Genomic DNA, 15,470 nt, shown 5'->3' on the forward strand with positions numbered 1-15,470 from the left:
AATTTCTAAGGAAGAGTACTGAGAAAGTAAGTACGGAAGTAAAGGAGAGAAAGATGAAAAGAATGGGAAGAAAAGGAAGTCTTTTAGCATTGGGATTGGGAGCAGCTTTACTGGTATCTGCCATTCCCGCAGTGGCGGCTCCATTAAACACGGAAGGAAGCTGGAAGCAGGACGCCGGACAGTGGTCCTTCGTAAAGCCGGACGGAAGCAAGTATCAGGGTTGGATTTACACTGACGGAAGCTGGTTCTTCTTAAAGGAGGACGGAACTTTATTCTCCGGTTGGCAGAAGAATGATGCCGGAAAATGGTTCTTTATGAGCACTTTACACGACGGTACCTTCGGAAAGCTTCTTCAGGGCTGGCAGTGGGTAGGAGGATATTCCTACTATTTGCAGGAGGAAGAAGGACCTAAGTTCGGAGAGCTTTTGGTTTCCTCCGAGAAGGACGGCTACAAGGTAGATGCTGAGGGACATTGGGTAAATGCTGAGGGCACTCCCGTATATGAGGCCGGAAAGGGATATCCTTCCGTAGAGCAGAAGCAGAGCACAGAGGCGGCAGCAAGCACCACTCCCACAAAGACCATTATCAGCTTCTCCGGCGGCGGAAGCGGTTCCGGAACAGGAGGGGCAGGAGGCGCAAGCGGCAAGAAAAATGGCGCTAAGGCCAGCAGCTCCAACCTTCCAAAGCCCGTAGCTTCCGGTTCCAACCTGGTAGCCAGCGGTTCCAATATGGGACATTAAAAAAGGTTTTCAGAAGGAAAATTTCCTAGAATAGTAGTTTTTGGAAAGGACAGGGATGTCTTTTCACGGGGAGATGGCTCTCATGCAGAAGAGCCCTTGCAAAAGGGGTTTATATCATGGACGATGAGATGCAGAGCATAACATCTCCTCGCATTAAAAAAAGAGGCTATATAGCCTCTTTTTTCGTATGGAAATCGTTATGCTTGCTTCCGCATCGTCCTGAAAATCGCCTTTGCAATCTCTACAAAAATGATAATACTGAAGGAAATTCCGAAAACGATAGCCCACTGCATAAGGCTTGGAGGAGTCACATCGAAGAACTGATTGATTCCGGGAGTAACAATTACGCCTAAAAGCAGGAAGGCGGAAAGCAGTGCTGCACCGTTTAAGTAAATATTGTCCAAAGGATTTCCATTGAACAGGGAGCGGAAAACGGACTTTACGTTAAAGGCATGGAAGAGCTGTAAAAGTCCCAGAGTGGCAAAGGCCATGGTCTCGGAAAGATTTTCCTCATGGAAATACTGTCCTGCCAGCCAATAGATGAACAGGGTCAAGCCTCCCTCTAAAATACCCTGATAAAGGATGCTTTCCAGTACACCGTTGGAGAGGAAGCTGGAGCTCTTTTCTCTGGGCTTTCTCTGCATCACATCCGGCTCAGCCTTTTCCATTCCTAAAGCAATAGCCGGGAAAACGTCTGTTACCAAGTTAATCCAAAGGATATGTACCGGCTGTAAGATGGTCCAGCCTAAGAGGGTAGCCACAAAGAGGGTAATCACCTCTCCGAAGTTTGCGGAAAGCAGGTACTGTACCGCCTTTTGAATATTGGAGAAAACCTTTCTTCCTTCTTCAATGGCTACCACAATGGTTTCAAAGTTATCATCCGCCAGCACCATGTCGGAAGCACCCTTGGAAACTTCCGTTCCGGTGATTCCCATACCCACACCGATATCCGCCTGCTTCAAGGCAGGGGCATCATTTACCCCGTCTCCGGTCATGGAAACAATCTTTCCGTTCTTCTGCCAAGCTCTTACAATTCGAACCTTATGCTCCGGAGAAACTCTGGCGTAAACGGAAATCTCGGGAACCTTCTTCTCCAGCTCCTCATCGGACAAAAGCTCCAGCTCGGCACCGGTTAAAACATGTCCACGATTATCCTCTCCCATAGGAAGAATGCCTAAACGCTCGGCAATGGCCTGGGCGGTTTCTGCATGGTCTCCGGTAATCATTACGGTACGAACGCCGGCACCCTTGGCAACGGAAATCGCTGCCGCAGCCTCCTTACGCTCCGGGTCAATCATGCCCACAAGACCGGCAAAAATCAGGTTCTGCTCCACATCCTCGGAACGAGGGGAATCAGGCACAGACTTACAAATCTGATAAGCTCCTGCCAGAACACGAAGAGCCTCTCTTGCCATTTTGGTATTTTCGGAAAGAATGGATTTTCTATCCTCCTCTGTTAAGGGGCGAACTTCTCCATTTTCCACGATGTGACTGCAACGCTGTAAAAGCTGGTCCGGTGCCCCCTTGGTGCAAAGGAGGAATTCCCCGCCCAAGGGATGGAAGGTACTCATCAGCTTTCTGGTGGAGTCAAAAGGCAGCTCCTGTACACGGGGGTACTTGCTCTCATTTTCCTGAAGAGGAAAATGCTGATCCAAGGCAAACTGTACCATAGCGGTTTCCGTAGGATCGCCAATCAGCTTTCCTTCCGCATCCAGCTTGCTGTCATTTGCCAAAACAAGACTGCGAAGCAGGGGATTATCTACAGAAATTACGGCGCTGCGGTCCTGTGATTTTCCGTCAAAATACACTTTCTCAATGGTCATCTGGTTCAGGGTCAGGGTTCCGGTTTTATCGGAGCAGATCACCTGAGTACCTCCTAGAGTCTCCACCGCCGGAAGAGTACGCACCAGAGCCTTTCTCTCCGCCATAGAACGGGTTCCCAGAGAGAGGATAATGGTGGAAATGGCAGGTAAGCCCTCGGGAATAGCAGCTACCGCTAGGGAAATGGATACCAGAAGCATATCGGTAATGGCTCTTCCCCGAAGCAGGCCCACCACAAAGGTTACTGCGGCAATGGCCAAAATCATAATGGTTAAGCTCTTTCCTAAACGGTCCTGATCTCTTTGTAAAGGGGTCTTGGTCTTTTCCGCATGAGCCAGCATATTGGCGATATGTCCCACCTCCGTATCCATACCGATGGCGGTAACCACGGCCACGGCACGACCGTAGGTCACATTGGTACTGGAGAAAACCATGTTTTTCCGGTCGCCGATTCCAGCATCCTCTAAAGTAATGGGGGCAATGTCCTTATCCACGGGAACGGATTCGCCGGTAAGAGCCGCTTCCTCCACCTTCAGGGAGTTGGCTTCTAAGAGACGCATATCTGCAGGAACAATGTCTCCTGCCTCCAAAAGCACGATATCTCCCGGCACCAGCTCATGGGATTTGATGGTTTCCACATTGCCGTTTCTGCGAACTCTGGCATCCGGAGAAGCCATTTCCTTTAAGGCATCGATAGCCTCCTCCGCCTTTGCCTCCTGAATCACACCCATAATAGCGTTTAAAACCACCACCAAAAGGATAATCACCGCATCATGCCATTCATGGCTGGCAAAAAGAGAAACAGCGGCAGCAGCCAAAAGGATGATAATCATAAAATCTTTAAATTGCTCTATAAATTTTTCTAATAGAGAAGAATGCTTCTCTACTTCCAGAGCATTACTGCCGTACTCCGCCTGTCTTTTGGCTACCTCGGCAGAGGAAAGTCCTGTTTCCACCGGACTTTCTACAGCTCTCAGCAGCTGGGCTATCTCCATTTGATAAGCCTTGTCCTGCCATACTTTTCTTGTGCTTTTCTGTTCCATGTTTTGATCCTTCATTTTCCTTTACCCTTTCTCCCTAGGTTTTCATAAGAGGCAAGAGTCCGATTGCTTCTAACAATGAGATATCCTGCTGTGAGCCGGCGCTCTCTATAGAATAAAAAGAGACCTATGCCACTCAGAAAAACTGGGTTGCATAAGTCTCACATTTTCAGTAGATACCAGCAGTCTCCTGCATGCAATGTTGATATCCACGAGCTAGGCTCTTGTTACTCCCTTATGAAATATATAACGGGAGTAAGTATAGCGGGAGATTTCAAAAAAAGCAAGTGAAATTTTAACAATATCATTTCACAAAAAAATCACAAAAGAATTAGCACTCATCACTTGACAGTGCTAACAACGCGTGTATAATGGAGCTATCTTAAGGAAAATAAAGGAGGTACTCCTATGAACATTAATCGTTTTACCCAAAAATCCGTTGAAAGTATCAACAACAGCCAAAAGATTGCTATGGACCACGGCAATCAAGCCATTGAACAGCTTCACATTTTATATAGTTTGTTAGACATTGAAGACAGCCTGATTGAAAAGCTTCTGGAAAAGATGGAAGTTCCGGTAGAAGACTTTAAGAGAGCGCTGGAAGAGAAGATTAACAGCCTGCCTAAGGTTTCCGGGGGACAGCAGTATTTTTCCCAGGACGCCAATAAGGTTATGATGAATGCGGAAGACCATGCCAAAGCCATGGGAGATGAATATGTTTCCGTAGAGCATCTTTTCCTGGCTCTCCTAAAAGATGGAGACAAGAAGATTCAGGAGCTCTTCAAAGAATTTCATATTACCAAGGACGGCTTCTTACAGGCTCTGTCCTCCGTTCGAGGCAATCAGAAGGTAGTTACGGACAATCCGGAAGGCACCTATGATTCCTTGAACAAATATGGTTATGAAATGGTGGAAAGAGCCAGACAGCAGAAGTTTGACCCCATTATCGGAAGAGATGACGAAATCCGTAACATCATCCGTATCCTTTCCAGAAAGCAGAAGAATAATCCCTGCTTAATCGGAGAACCCGGAGTTGGTAAAACCGCTGCGGTGGAGGGACTGGCCCAAAGAATTGCCAAGGAAGACGTGCCGGATTCCTTGAAAAAGAAGAAGATTTTCGCCCTGGATATGGGTGCATTGATTGCCGGCGCTAAATATAGAGGAGAGTTTGAAGAAAGATTAAAGGCAGTTTTGGATGAGGTGAAGAAGTCCGAGGGAGAAATCCTTCTCTTCATCGATGAGATCCACAACATTGTAGGAGCCGGAAAAACCGAAGGCTCCATGGATGCCGGAAATCTCTTAAAACCCATGCTGGCCAGAGGAGAGCTTCATTGTATCGGAGCCACTACTCTGGATGAATATAGAAAATATATTGAAAAAGACCCGGCTTTGGAAAGACGTTTTCAGCCTGTCATGGTGGACGAGCCGGATGTGGAAGATACCATTTCCATCCTTCGAGGCATTAAGGAACGTTACGAGGTTTACCACGGAGTAAAGATTACCGACTCCGCATTGGTTGCAGCTGCTACCCTTTCCGACCGTTACATTTCCGATAGATTCTTACCGGATAAGGCCATTGACCTTGTGGATGAAGCCTGTGCCATGATAAAAACCGAGATGGACTCCATGCCGGAGGAAATGGACGAGATGCAAAGAAGAATTTTGCAGCTCCAGATTGAGGAATTGGCTTTGAAGAAGGAAGAGGATCAGCTTTCTAAGGAAAGACTGGCCACCCTGCAGAAGGAGCTTTCCGAGCTTAGGGATCAGTTTAATGTGCAGAAGGCCCAGTGGGAAAATGAAAAGAACGCCGTATCCAAGCTTCAGACTCTTCGTGAAAAGAAGAATCAGTTGCAGGCAGAGATAAACATTGCGGTTCAAAAAGGAGAGTATGAGCAGGCTTCGAAGTTGCAATATCAGGATCTTCCGCAAGTTGAGAAAGAGCTTGTAGAGGCGGAGGAACTTGCACAGTCTAAGGAAGCCCAGGGCTTGGTACACGACAAGGTGACAGAGGAAGAAATCGCCAAAATCATCAGCCGTTGGACCGGCATTCCGGTAACCAAGTTAAACGAGTCCGAGCGTTCCAAGGTACTTCATCTGGACGATGAAATCCATAAGAGACTGATTGGACAGGAAGAGGCGGTGACCAAGGTTACAGAGGCTATTCTTCGTTCCAAGGCCGGAATCAAAGATCCCACAAAGCCCATTGGTTCCTTCCTTTTCTTAGGACCTACCGGTGTAGGTAAGACGGAGCTTGCCAAGTCCCTTGCCCAGAACCTCTTTGATGATGAAAATGCCATGGTTCGTATCGATATGTCCGAGTACATGGAGAAGTACTCCGTGTCCCGTTTGATTGGTGCGGCTCCCGGCTATGTAGGCTACGAAGAGGGAGGACAGCTGACAGAGGCGGTTCGGAGAAAGCCCTATGCGGTAGTGCTCTTTGATGAAATCGAGAAAGCCCATCCGGATGTATTCAACATTCTCTTACAGGTACTGGACGACGGACGAATCACCGATTCTCAGGGACGGACGGTGGACTTTAAGAACACCATCATTATCCTGACCTCTAATATCGGTGCCCAGACCCTACTGGATGGTATTTCTGAAAATGGAGATATTCCGGATGATGTACGGAAGGAAGTTATGGAAGCCCTTCACGGCCATTTCCGTCCGGAGTTCCTGAACCGTTTGGACGAAATCATTCTCTTCAAACCTTTGGTACAGAAGGATATGGAAAGAATCGCAGACCTTATCCTGAAGGACATCAACAAGCGTTTACAGGAGCGTCGTCTGCATATCCATCTTCATAAGGAAGCCTTAGACTTCATTTTGGAAAATGCCTATGAGCCCGGCTTCGGTGCAAGACCGCTGAAGCGTTATATGCAAAAGCATGTGGAAACTTTGGTGGCTAAGGAAATCCTGGAAGACAGGGTAAAAGAAGGTGACAATATAGAAATCCGTTTGCAGGACGGAAAACTAACTGCGGCGGTGGTTTAATAAAGATGGCTTGCTCTTCATAAGGAAGCGCTTGCATAGAATAAGAAAAAAAGATAGCGGAAGGGGATAGTACAGCCCTTTCTGCTATCTTTTTGATTATGCGCAGGGTTAGAGATGCCCCAATCTTTGATTATGCGCAGGTATAGGAATGCCCTAATCTTTGATTATGCGCAGGTATAGGAATGCCCTAATCTTTGATTATGCGCAGGGTTAGGAATGCCCCAATCCTTGATTATGCGCAGGTATAGAGATGCCCTATTCTTTGATTATACGCAGGTATAGGAATTTTTCTGACAAGCGGTTTAGGTGAATCAAATAATTTTGTATTTTTACTTGTAATTTCCACGGATTAAAAATATAATAAAAGTGTGATTTATAAGCACGAAAATATAATAAAAATGTGAGGATTGTTTTTGTGGAACGATTTATCTTAAAAAAATTGCTGGATTGGAAGAATTCTCCCTATCGCAAGCCATTAATCTTGAAAGGCGTACGTCAGGTGGGTAAGACTTGGATTCTGAAAGAGTTCGGCAGGCGCTATTATGAAAATACAGCTTACTTTAACTTCGACGAAGATGAAGAATATAAGCAATTTTTTGAAACGACTAAGGATGTGGATCGGATTCTACAAAACCTTATGCTGGCAAGTGGTCAAAAAATTGTGCCTGAAAAAACCCTTATTATTTTTGATGAGGTACAGGATTGCCCGAAGGTCATCAACTCCATGAAGTATTTTTGCGAGAACGCACCGCAGTATCACCTTGCCTGCGCCGGTTCTCTGTTGGGTATTGCGCTAGCGAAACCCTCCTCTTTTCCGGTGGGTAAGGTCAACTTTATGCAGATTGACCCGATGACCTTTAAGGAATTCCTACTTGCCAACGGTGATGAAAATCTGGCACAGTATCTGGAACAGGTGGACACTCTTGAACCCATCCCTGATGCCTTCTTTAATCCACTGTATGAGAAGCTGAAAATGTACTATGTCACCGGTGGTATGCCGGAGTCGGTATTGATGTGGACGGAGGCACGGGATATTTCTGCCATGCAGGAAGCGCTGTCCGGAATCATCGGAGCCTATGAGCGAGATTTTGCAAAACATCCTCATCTCAGTGAGTTCCCGAAAATCTCAATGATTTGGAAATCTATTCCTTCTCAACTGGCAAAAGAGAATAAGAAGTTCATCTATAAAGTGGTCAAGGAAGGGGCAAGAGCCCGTGAGTACGAGGATGCCTTGCAATGGCTGGTAGATGCCCGTTTGGTGCATAAAATTTATCGCAGCTCAGCTCCCGGTCTGCCAATTGCAGCTTACGATGACTTGTCTGCCTTCAAGATTTATCTGGTGGATGTGGGACTGCTCCGCCGTCTGGCACAGTTGGCTCCCACCGCCTTTGGCGAAGGTAACCGCCTTTTTACTGAATTCAAAGGCGCATTAAGTGAAAACTTTGTGTTGCAGACTTTAATTACTCAGTTTGAAGTTATGCCCCGTTATTGGAGCCAAAACAACCCGCCTTACGAAGTGGACTTCCTCATTCAGCGGGAGAATGACATCTTTCCCGTGGAGGTCAAATCCGAAACCAACACAAGCAGCAAGAGTATGAAGAAGTTCAAGGAACTCTTCCCTGATAAGGTAAAGCTCCGCATCCGTTTCTCATTGGACAATCTGAAACTGGACGACGATGTGCTGAATATCCCGCTATTCATGGCAGATCAGGCGGATCAATTGATTGGGTTGGCATTGGAAAAGATGGAGCACTGATTTATATAGCTTACCGGAAGGAAGAAGACAACTATGGTGAAAACGGAATCAATCACAATACAAGTGCCGGTAGAAATGCGTAAGTATCTGGAAGAGCTTTCACCGGAGTCGGAACTGAGAAGAAATGCACTTTTGCTATATCCCTATATTTTAAACCAAAGCATTTCTCATGGAAGAGCAGCAGAAATACTTGGAATTGGGAAATCAGAACTCCTTGATATCTATGATAAGCTAGGGTATTCCTATTTGGATTTGATTCAAGATGAATTGGAAGAAGACTTAGAAACATTTCGTCAAATTAAAGAAAAATGCAAAAAAACTATAGAAAATTTATAGAGATAGGAGTGATGATATTGAACAAAAAAGATTTAACTATCATAAGTGATAAAGAGTATATACAAATGCTTGAAAAAATAAAACTATCATATCAAGACGGGCAACTTAAAGCAGCAGTTTCCGTTAATTCTGAAATGCTAAGGTTTTATTATAGTTTAGGAGAAGAAATCATCAGCTTAAAGGCAGAAAGTAGATGGGGAAGCGGGTTTTATAAAAAGCTAAGTTCAGATTTACAAAAGGAAATTCCAAATGTTAAAGGGCTTTCTGTTACTAATTTAAAATATATGAAAAAATTTTATGAAATGTATTCCCCATTAAATCGTCCACAGCTTGTGGACGATTTACGAATATCACAAAGCAGTGAAAATTTTGATAAGATTTTTAGCATCCCTTGGGGGCATCAAAGATATATTATGGATAGATGTGAAGGAGATTTGAATAAAGCATTTTTCTTTATATCGAAAACATTAGAAAATAGCTGGAGCAGAGCTGTGCTCTTAAATTTCTTGGATACAGACCTGTTTGATAGACAAGGAAAAGCGATAACAAATTTTACAAATAATTTGCCTGCTTTACAAAGCGATTTGGCCAATGAAATGACAAGAGATCCCTATAATTTTGACTTTATAGCTATCAGACAAAATTATGATGAAAAAGAATTGAAAGACGCTTTAATGGATAATATTCAAAAATTCTTATTAGAACTGGGGACAGGATTTTCGTTCGTGGGTAGAGAATATAGGCTTGTAGTTGGAAATTCAGAAGAATTTATTGATATGTTATTCTACAACATTAAGTTGCATTGCTATGTAGTTGTGGAGGTTAAGATTTCTGCATTTAAACCTGCGGATATAGGGCAACTTGGAACCTATGTGACATCTGTAAATCATATATTAAAGGGAGATGGAGATAATCAAACAATAGGCCTTTTAATCTGTAAGACAAAGGATAATGTATTGGCAAAATATGCTTCTGAAAGTTCAAGAGAACCTATTGGAATTTCAGAATATCAACTACAAAATTTAATTCCTGAAAGTTTAAAAGGAGCATTACCAAGCATAGAAGAAATCGAAAACGAACTAAAATAAATTTTCACAAGACGGTAGATTAAAAAAATCTGTCGTCTTTTTTATTTGAAGTAAGATGTTCATAAATTTGTATGAGAGAATTGCTAATGATTTCTTGATAGATTTAACAGTGATGTAAATGCGGTTTATAGAGAAAAGATTCTGATTTTATGTTATACTTTTCGTTTAGAGCACTGCCTTTCTAAGGATGGGCAGGAGGATTTTCCCATGTGCTAAGGAAGAGCGAAGCGGAAAGAACGGCGAGGGACAGACCAGGCCGAAAAACAGAGTGAAACAACAGAGTTGGAATAAGCTGAATAATCAGAACAAAAATCAGAACAAAGTAAAATTAGAAACATTAGAGCAAAATCAGAACACAGCAAAACCAGAACACAGCAAAACCAGAAACATCAAGTAATAGATTTTAAGGGGGACTATGGAAGAAGTAGAGAAAATCATTTCGGTGGATCAGGTAAGCAAGGTCTATCGTTTATACGATAAGCCCATAGACCGGCTACTGGAAAGCATTAGCCTTCGGAAAAAATCTTACCATAAGGATTTCTATGCCCTGAGAGACATTTCCTTTTCTGTAGGAAGGGGAGAGGCAGTGGGGATTATCGGTACCAACGGCTCCGGCAAGTCCACTATGCTGAAGATTATAACCGGGGTGCTCAGTGCCACCACAGGAAAGGTGGAAAGCCGGGGAAGCATCTGCGCTCTTTTGGAGCTGGGCGCCGGCTTTAACCAGGACTATACCGGCATTGAAAATATCTATATGAACGGCACCATGATGGGCTTTAGTAAGGCAGAGATGGATGAGAAGCTCCCTGCCATTTTGGAGTTTGCGGATATTGGAGACTTCGTTTACCAGCCCGTAAAGTCCTATTCCAGCGGTATGTTCGTTCGTCTGGCCTTTGCCCTGTATATCTCCATTGACCCGGAGGTTTTGATCGTGGACGAGGCCCTGTCCGTGGGAGATGTGTTCTTTCAGGCCAAATGCTATCACCGCATGGATGAATTAAAGCGGAAGGGTACCACCATTTTGATGGTTACCCATGACTTAGGCTCCGTAATGAAGTACTGCGACAGAGTAGTGCTTTTCCACAAGGGGGAAAAGGTTGGGGAAGGTCTTCCTGGACAAATGGTGGACAAGTACAAAAAGATATTGGCAGGAAAGGACCCCCATGCCGAGCAGTTTATGGAGGAGCAGAACTTCCTTGGCAATGTGGACGGAGAGCGTAGGGGAAATGCCGGAAGCGGCGGAGCTAGTGGAAAAGCGGGTAAAGCTGGAGCCGACGAAACCAACGGAATAGCCGATACAGCCGGAAATGCTACATCTAACGGTATCGGTCAAAAAGGCGCATCCGTAGCCGGAGGCACTGCCGGCACCGCCGGAACCACAGAAAAAAACGTCGGCACAGGCATAGCCTCAGGAACCGCCGAACCCACATCCGCTACATCCCCCGAAGCCGGTCAACATTCCCCAAAACCTACCGGCTTTATGAAAGACCATTTGACCTTAAACCCTTCCAGCCAGCAGTACGGAAACGGCAAGGCGGAGATTCTGGACTTCGGGGTGCTGGACAAGGACGGGCGTCCAAGCAATGTGCTGTTAAAGGGCGAAGAATTTTCCATCAAAGAGCGGATTGTCTTCCATGATGATATCGCTGCCCCCATTTTCACCTTCACCATCAAGGACAAGCGGGGCATGGACTTAAGCGGTACCAATACCCTTTTTGAAGGCAAGGAAATCCCGGCGGTAAAGAAGGGGGACGAGTACTACTGCACCTTCACCCAGCGGATGAACCTGCAAGGAGGAGAGTACCTTCTCTCCATTTCCTGCACCGGCTTCGAAGAAGGGGAGCACACGGTTTACGACAGAAAATACGACATTACCAGTATCACCGTTTTATCCAATAAAAACACCGTTGGAATTTACGATATGGAGTCGGAAGTGACTCTGGAAAGGCATGAGGCATGAGTTTTTCGAAGCTGCAATCCAACTTAATCGAATGGATTTCGTTTTTCCCCGGAGAAGGGGGGCTGGAGAAGGACAGCAAGGTCCTGCTTTTGGCAGAAAAGGACAGCCAAGAGCTTTTTGAAAAGCTACTACGAAAAAGAGTAAAAAGCATCAGTCTTCGTTTGGAGGAAGACCGCTTTGACTATATTATTATTCCCCTTTTGACCAAGCGACATTTGATGCTCTTCCAAGGCTCTTTGGAGGAGATGCTTCGCACCTTTTTGGAGAAGTGGCTACTTCCCGGAGGCGAAGTGATTTTGGGGATGGAAAATGAGAATGCTCTGGAGCGCATTTCCACCGGCTACTACGAGAAGGAGCCGGCTTACCAAAGCTATGATGCTTTGAAAATGCTGGAAGAGAGCCTGAAAAAGGACTACCCGAAGGCTCGGGCAAGTCTTTATTTTCCTATGCCTTCCTTAGAGTACCCCATTCATTTTTATACAGAAAAAAGACTTCCCAAGGAGGGAGAGGAGGGCTACGGCTATGTGGCGCTGGGAAAGAAAGGGGTTTTTCCCCAATTTGCCCCAAGCTTTCTCTACCGTTTCCGGGGGGATGCCACGGCTATCCTTTCCATGAAGGACGTCCATAGCGATGATGTGGAATATATCAAATACAATTCCAGCAGAAAGCCGGAGTATGCCCTGAAAACCGAGATTCTTCGGGATAAAGAGGGTAATCGAAAAGTTTTAAAGGAAGGAATAGGGGCGGAGGCCAATGCCCACATTGATTCCTTACCAAAGAAGCGGAAGCTCCTTAGCGAAAGCTTCGCCCGGCGGAAGATTCAGGTTTTGGAGGAGGAAGGCTTTTGGCGGGCCTATGCCGGTTCCCAGTCCCCTTCCAGCATTTTGTACCCCTTTGTAAAGGGAAAGAGCATCGGAGAAATTCTGGGAGAGCTGATTTCCCAAGGAAAGGCTCCGGTAAAGGAAATTCAGGAAGCCCTGCATCTTCTTTTGGGAGAGGAAAGCTTCATAAAGCCTGCCAACTTGGATTTACTTTTTGAAAATGTCATCATGGATGGAGAGCAGGCGGTACTCATAGATTGTGAGTGGGTGAAGGAAGAGGGAGAGGAACGGCTTTTCCTCCTGTACCGCATCCTCCATTACTGGTACGAAGAATACAAGGACAAATTAAAATACAAGGACGAAGAAAGCTTCTTCCGCCTGTTTTCCATCAATAAGCCGGAGCTTCTTTCCTGCGAGCGTAAGGAAGCCATTTTCCAGGAAGAGGTTCATGGAGAGGGACAGGAGGAAAATGTTTGGGCTTACCAGCAAAGTCGTATGAGTCCGGAGAATTTCCAAAAGCAGAAGGAAGAAATCGCCCTACGCCGGGAGCAGATCCAATATTTGCAGGAAGAGCTGAAGGAAAAGGAGATTTCCGTAAAGAAAGAGCGGGAAGTAAACCGCTTAACCAACGTTCATGTGGGCAATCTGGAAAATGTGATTCGTGCCCATGAGCGGGATATTGCCCAGTTACAGGAGGAGCGGAATTATTTTGAACGGCACCAAAGTCTGCCATCGAAAATCAGAAGACGACTTTCCGCCTCCTTTAACCGTCGTTTTCCAAAGGACAGTAAGAGAAGATTGATTCTGCATTACATGGGACGGACTCTGCTCCATCCCTTTAAAACCCTGCCCCTATATTTTACGGCAGAGGGAAGAAACAGAATTTCCGGACACTTTAAGATTGGACAGGCTTACTTTGACGGGGGAAAGATTCGCCTTCCCAAGGTGGACAAGCCTAAGGTCAGTATCGTGATTCCCTGCTATAACCAGATTCACTATACCTACCGTTGCCTACAGTCCATTCTCCGTTTCACCGACGAAAGGGAGATTCCCTATGAGGTGATTATTGCGGACGATGTGTCCACAGATGCTACCAGAGATTTACGCCTGTTTTCGGAAAATCTGGTGATTGCCCGGAACAAGGAAAATATGGGCTTTTTGAAAAACTGCAATCAGGCCGCCGCTTTAGCCAAGGGAGAATACATTTTCTTCCTAAACAATGATACGGAAGTGACGGAGGGCTGGCTGTCCTCCTTGGTGGAGCTGATGGAAAGACGGCCGGATGCGGGAATCGTAGGATCCAAGCTGGTGTACCCGGACGGAAGATTGCAGGAGGCAGGCGGCATTATCTGGTCCGATGCTTCCGGCTGGAACTACGGCAGACTGCAAGACCCGGAGGATCCGGAGTACAACTATGTGAAGGAAGTGGACTACATTTCCGGTGCCGCCATTTTGGTGCGGACAAGCATTTGGAAGGAACTGGGAGGCTTTGATGAACTCTTTGCTCCCGCCTACTGCGAAGATTCCGACCTGGCATTTTCCGTACGGAAAATGGGCAAGAAGGTGCTGTACCAGCCCAAGTCCAAGGTCATCCACTATGAAGGCATTTCCAACGGCACGGATGTGGAAGGCAGCGGCCTTAAGCGTTACCAGAAGGTCAACCAGGAAAAATTCAAGGAAAAATGGAAGGAAGAGCTGAAAAAGCAATGCGTCAATATTGGAAGTCCCAACCCCTTCCAGGCCAGAGAGCGGGGTATGGGCAAGCGCTATGTGCTCTTCGTGGACCACTATGTGCCCACCTTTGACAAGGACGCAGGCTCTAAAACTACCTACCAGTACCTAAAAATGCTGGCGGAAAAGGGCGTGCAGGTGAAGTTCTTAGGGGACAATTTCCTAAAGGAAGAGCCTTACACGGAAGCCCTGGAGCAAATGGGCATCGAAGTCCTTTACGGCAGTAAGATGCAGGGGGGCATTTGGAAGTGGATGGAAGACAATAAGGAAATGATTCAGATTGCTTATCTAAACCGCCCCCACATTGCCTCTAAGTACATAGACTACATCAAGGAAAATACGGACTGGAAGATTATTTTCTACGGTCATGACCTGCATTTCCTCCGGCTGCAAAGGGAGTATGCCCTGAAGCCAAGGCCGGAGCTTTTGGAGGAAATCGCCTACTTTAAGAGCATGGAGCTTTCCGTCCTGCAAAAGGCGGACATCAGCTATTACCCCTCCAACTTAGAGGTGGAGGAAATCCATAAGATTGACGACAGCATTCCGGTAAAGGCTATCACCGCCTATGTGTTCTCCGACTCCGTGCAGGTGGAGAAAATGACGGAGGGCCGGGAAGGAATGCTCTTTGTGGGAGGCTTTGCTCACCCGCCCAATGAGGACGGTGTGCTTTGGTTTGCCAAGGAAATCTTCCCCTTAATGAGAAGACAGCTTCCGAACATTTCCTTCCGTATTGTGGGCAGTAAGCCCACAGAGAAGGTTCTGGCCCTGGGACAGCAGGAGGGCATAGAGGTGCTGGGCTTTGTTAGCGACGAAAAGCTTCATAGCCTTTATCAGGAAAGTCGAATGGTGATTGTGCCCCTGCGCTACGGCGCAGGTGTGAAGGGAAAAGTTGTGGAAGCCCTCCATGAAGGAGCCGCCATCCTGACCACCCCCTGCGGTGCGGAAGGCATCCCGGGCATTGAAGAAGTGGTTGCCATCGAGGGAGAAGAAAGAGAATTTGCCAAAACCGGCGCCCTTCTCTACCAAAACATTCCAAAGCTTCGAGAAATGGGACAGAAGTCCTTGGAATTCGTGGAAAAGGCATTTTCCACAGAGGCGGTATTTGAAGGAATCCGAGAGGACTTCGGACTGGGAAAAGACGGAGAAGTGCTGGAGTTAAAGTAAATTCATTTTATAGGGAGGG

General features: G+C 46.1%; 8 protein-coding genes. 7 read left to right on the plus strand and 1 reads right to left on the minus strand.

The window, feature by feature from the left end; genetic code table 11:
* The first annotated feature begins 53 nt into the window (after positions 1 to 53).
* Entirely contained in the window at positions 54 to 740 is a 687-nt protein-coding gene (locus HNQ46_RS05105; RefSeq protein ID WP_183683591.1) for a hypothetical protein, read from the plus strand.
* Between the two features lie 197 nt (positions 741 to 937).
* Here HNQ46_RS05105 and HNQ46_RS05110 read toward each other — a convergent pair whose 3' ends face one another.
* Positions 938 to 3,619 (minus strand): cation-translocating P-type ATPase, encoded by a 2,682-nt coding sequence (locus tag HNQ46_RS05110; RefSeq protein WP_183683593.1) that lies wholly within the window; start codon positions 3,617 to 3,619, stop codon positions 938 to 940.
* A gap of 390 nt (positions 3,620 to 4,009) precedes the next feature.
* Here HNQ46_RS05110 and clpB point away from each other — a divergent pair, with 390 nt between their 5' ends.
* The 6 genes from clpB to HNQ46_RS05140 all read left to right on the plus strand — a co-directional run bounded on the left by clpB (position 4,010) and on the right by HNQ46_RS05140 (position 15,451).
* The gene (gene clpB / locus HNQ46_RS05115) at positions 4,010 to 6,595 is read left to right on the plus strand and encodes an ATP-dependent chaperone ClpB (RefSeq protein WP_183683594.1); all 2,586 of its coding nucleotides are present in this window, start codon (positions 4,010 to 4,012) and stop codon (positions 6,593 to 6,595) included.
* Between the two features lie 415 nt (positions 6,596 to 7,010).
* Positions 7,011 to 8,351: an ATP-binding protein gene (locus tag HNQ46_RS05120; RefSeq protein WP_183683596.1), complete on the plus strand. Its 1,341-nt coding sequence runs from the start codon at positions 7,011 to 7,013 to the stop codon at positions 8,349 to 8,351.
* A gap of 33 nt (positions 8,352 to 8,384) precedes the next feature.
* On the plus strand, positions 8,385 to 8,687 hold the full coding sequence (locus HNQ46_RS05125) for a hypothetical protein (protein ID WP_183683598.1): 303 nt from the start codon (positions 8,385 to 8,387) through the stop codon (positions 8,685 to 8,687).
* A 17-nt stretch (positions 8,688 to 8,704) separates the two neighbouring features.
* Positions 8,705 to 9,775, plus strand: a complete 1,071-nt coding sequence (locus HNQ46_RS05130; protein WP_183683600.1) for a PDDEXK nuclease domain-containing protein — start codon at positions 8,705 to 8,707, stop codon at positions 9,773 to 9,775.
* A 415-nt stretch (positions 9,776 to 10,190) separates the two neighbouring features.
* The gene (locus tag HNQ46_RS05135; protein ID WP_183683602.1) at positions 10,191 to 11,735 is read left to right on the plus strand and encodes an ABC transporter ATP-binding protein; all 1,545 of its coding nucleotides are present in this window, start codon (positions 10,191 to 10,193) and stop codon (positions 11,733 to 11,735) included.
* Complete coding sequence (locus tag HNQ46_RS05140) at positions 11,732 to 15,451, plus strand: glycosyltransferase (protein ID WP_183683604.1); 3,720 nt, start codon at positions 11,732 to 11,734, stop codon at positions 15,449 to 15,451. Before HNQ46_RS05135 ends, HNQ46_RS05140 begins: the two co-directional genes overlap by 4 nt.
* The last annotated feature ends 19 nt before the right edge of the window (positions 15,452 to 15,470 follow it).

It is taken from the genome of Oribacterium sinus (assembly GCF_014202695.1).
GTDB classification, from domain to species: Bacteria; Bacillota; Clostridia; order Lachnospirales; family Lachnospiraceae; genus Oribacterium; species Oribacterium sinus.

Excerpts from the sequence above, each read along its gene's own strand:
- HNQ46_RS05105 (WP_183683591.1), top strand. The coding sequence starts at position 54 with ATGAAAAGAATGGGAAGAAAAGGAAGTCTTTTAGCATTGGGATTGGGA.
- HNQ46_RS05110 (WP_183683593.1), bottom strand. The coding sequence starts at position 3,619 with ATGAAGGATCAAAACATGGAACAGAAAAGCACAAGAAAAGTATGGCAG.
- clpB (WP_183683594.1), top strand. The coding sequence starts at position 4,010 with ATGAACATTAATCGTTTTACCCAAAAATCCGTTGAAAGTATCAACAAC.
- HNQ46_RS05125 (WP_183683598.1), top strand. The coding sequence starts at position 8,385 with ATGGTGAAAACGGAATCAATCACAATACAAGTGCCGGTAGAAATGCGT.
- HNQ46_RS05135 (WP_183683602.1), top strand. The coding sequence starts at position 10,191 with ATGGAAGAAGTAGAGAAAATCATTTCGGTGGATCAGGTAAGCAAGGTC.
- HNQ46_RS05140 (WP_183683604.1), top strand. The coding sequence starts at position 11,732 with ATGAGTTTTTCGAAGCTGCAATCCAACTTAATCGAATGGATTTCGTTT.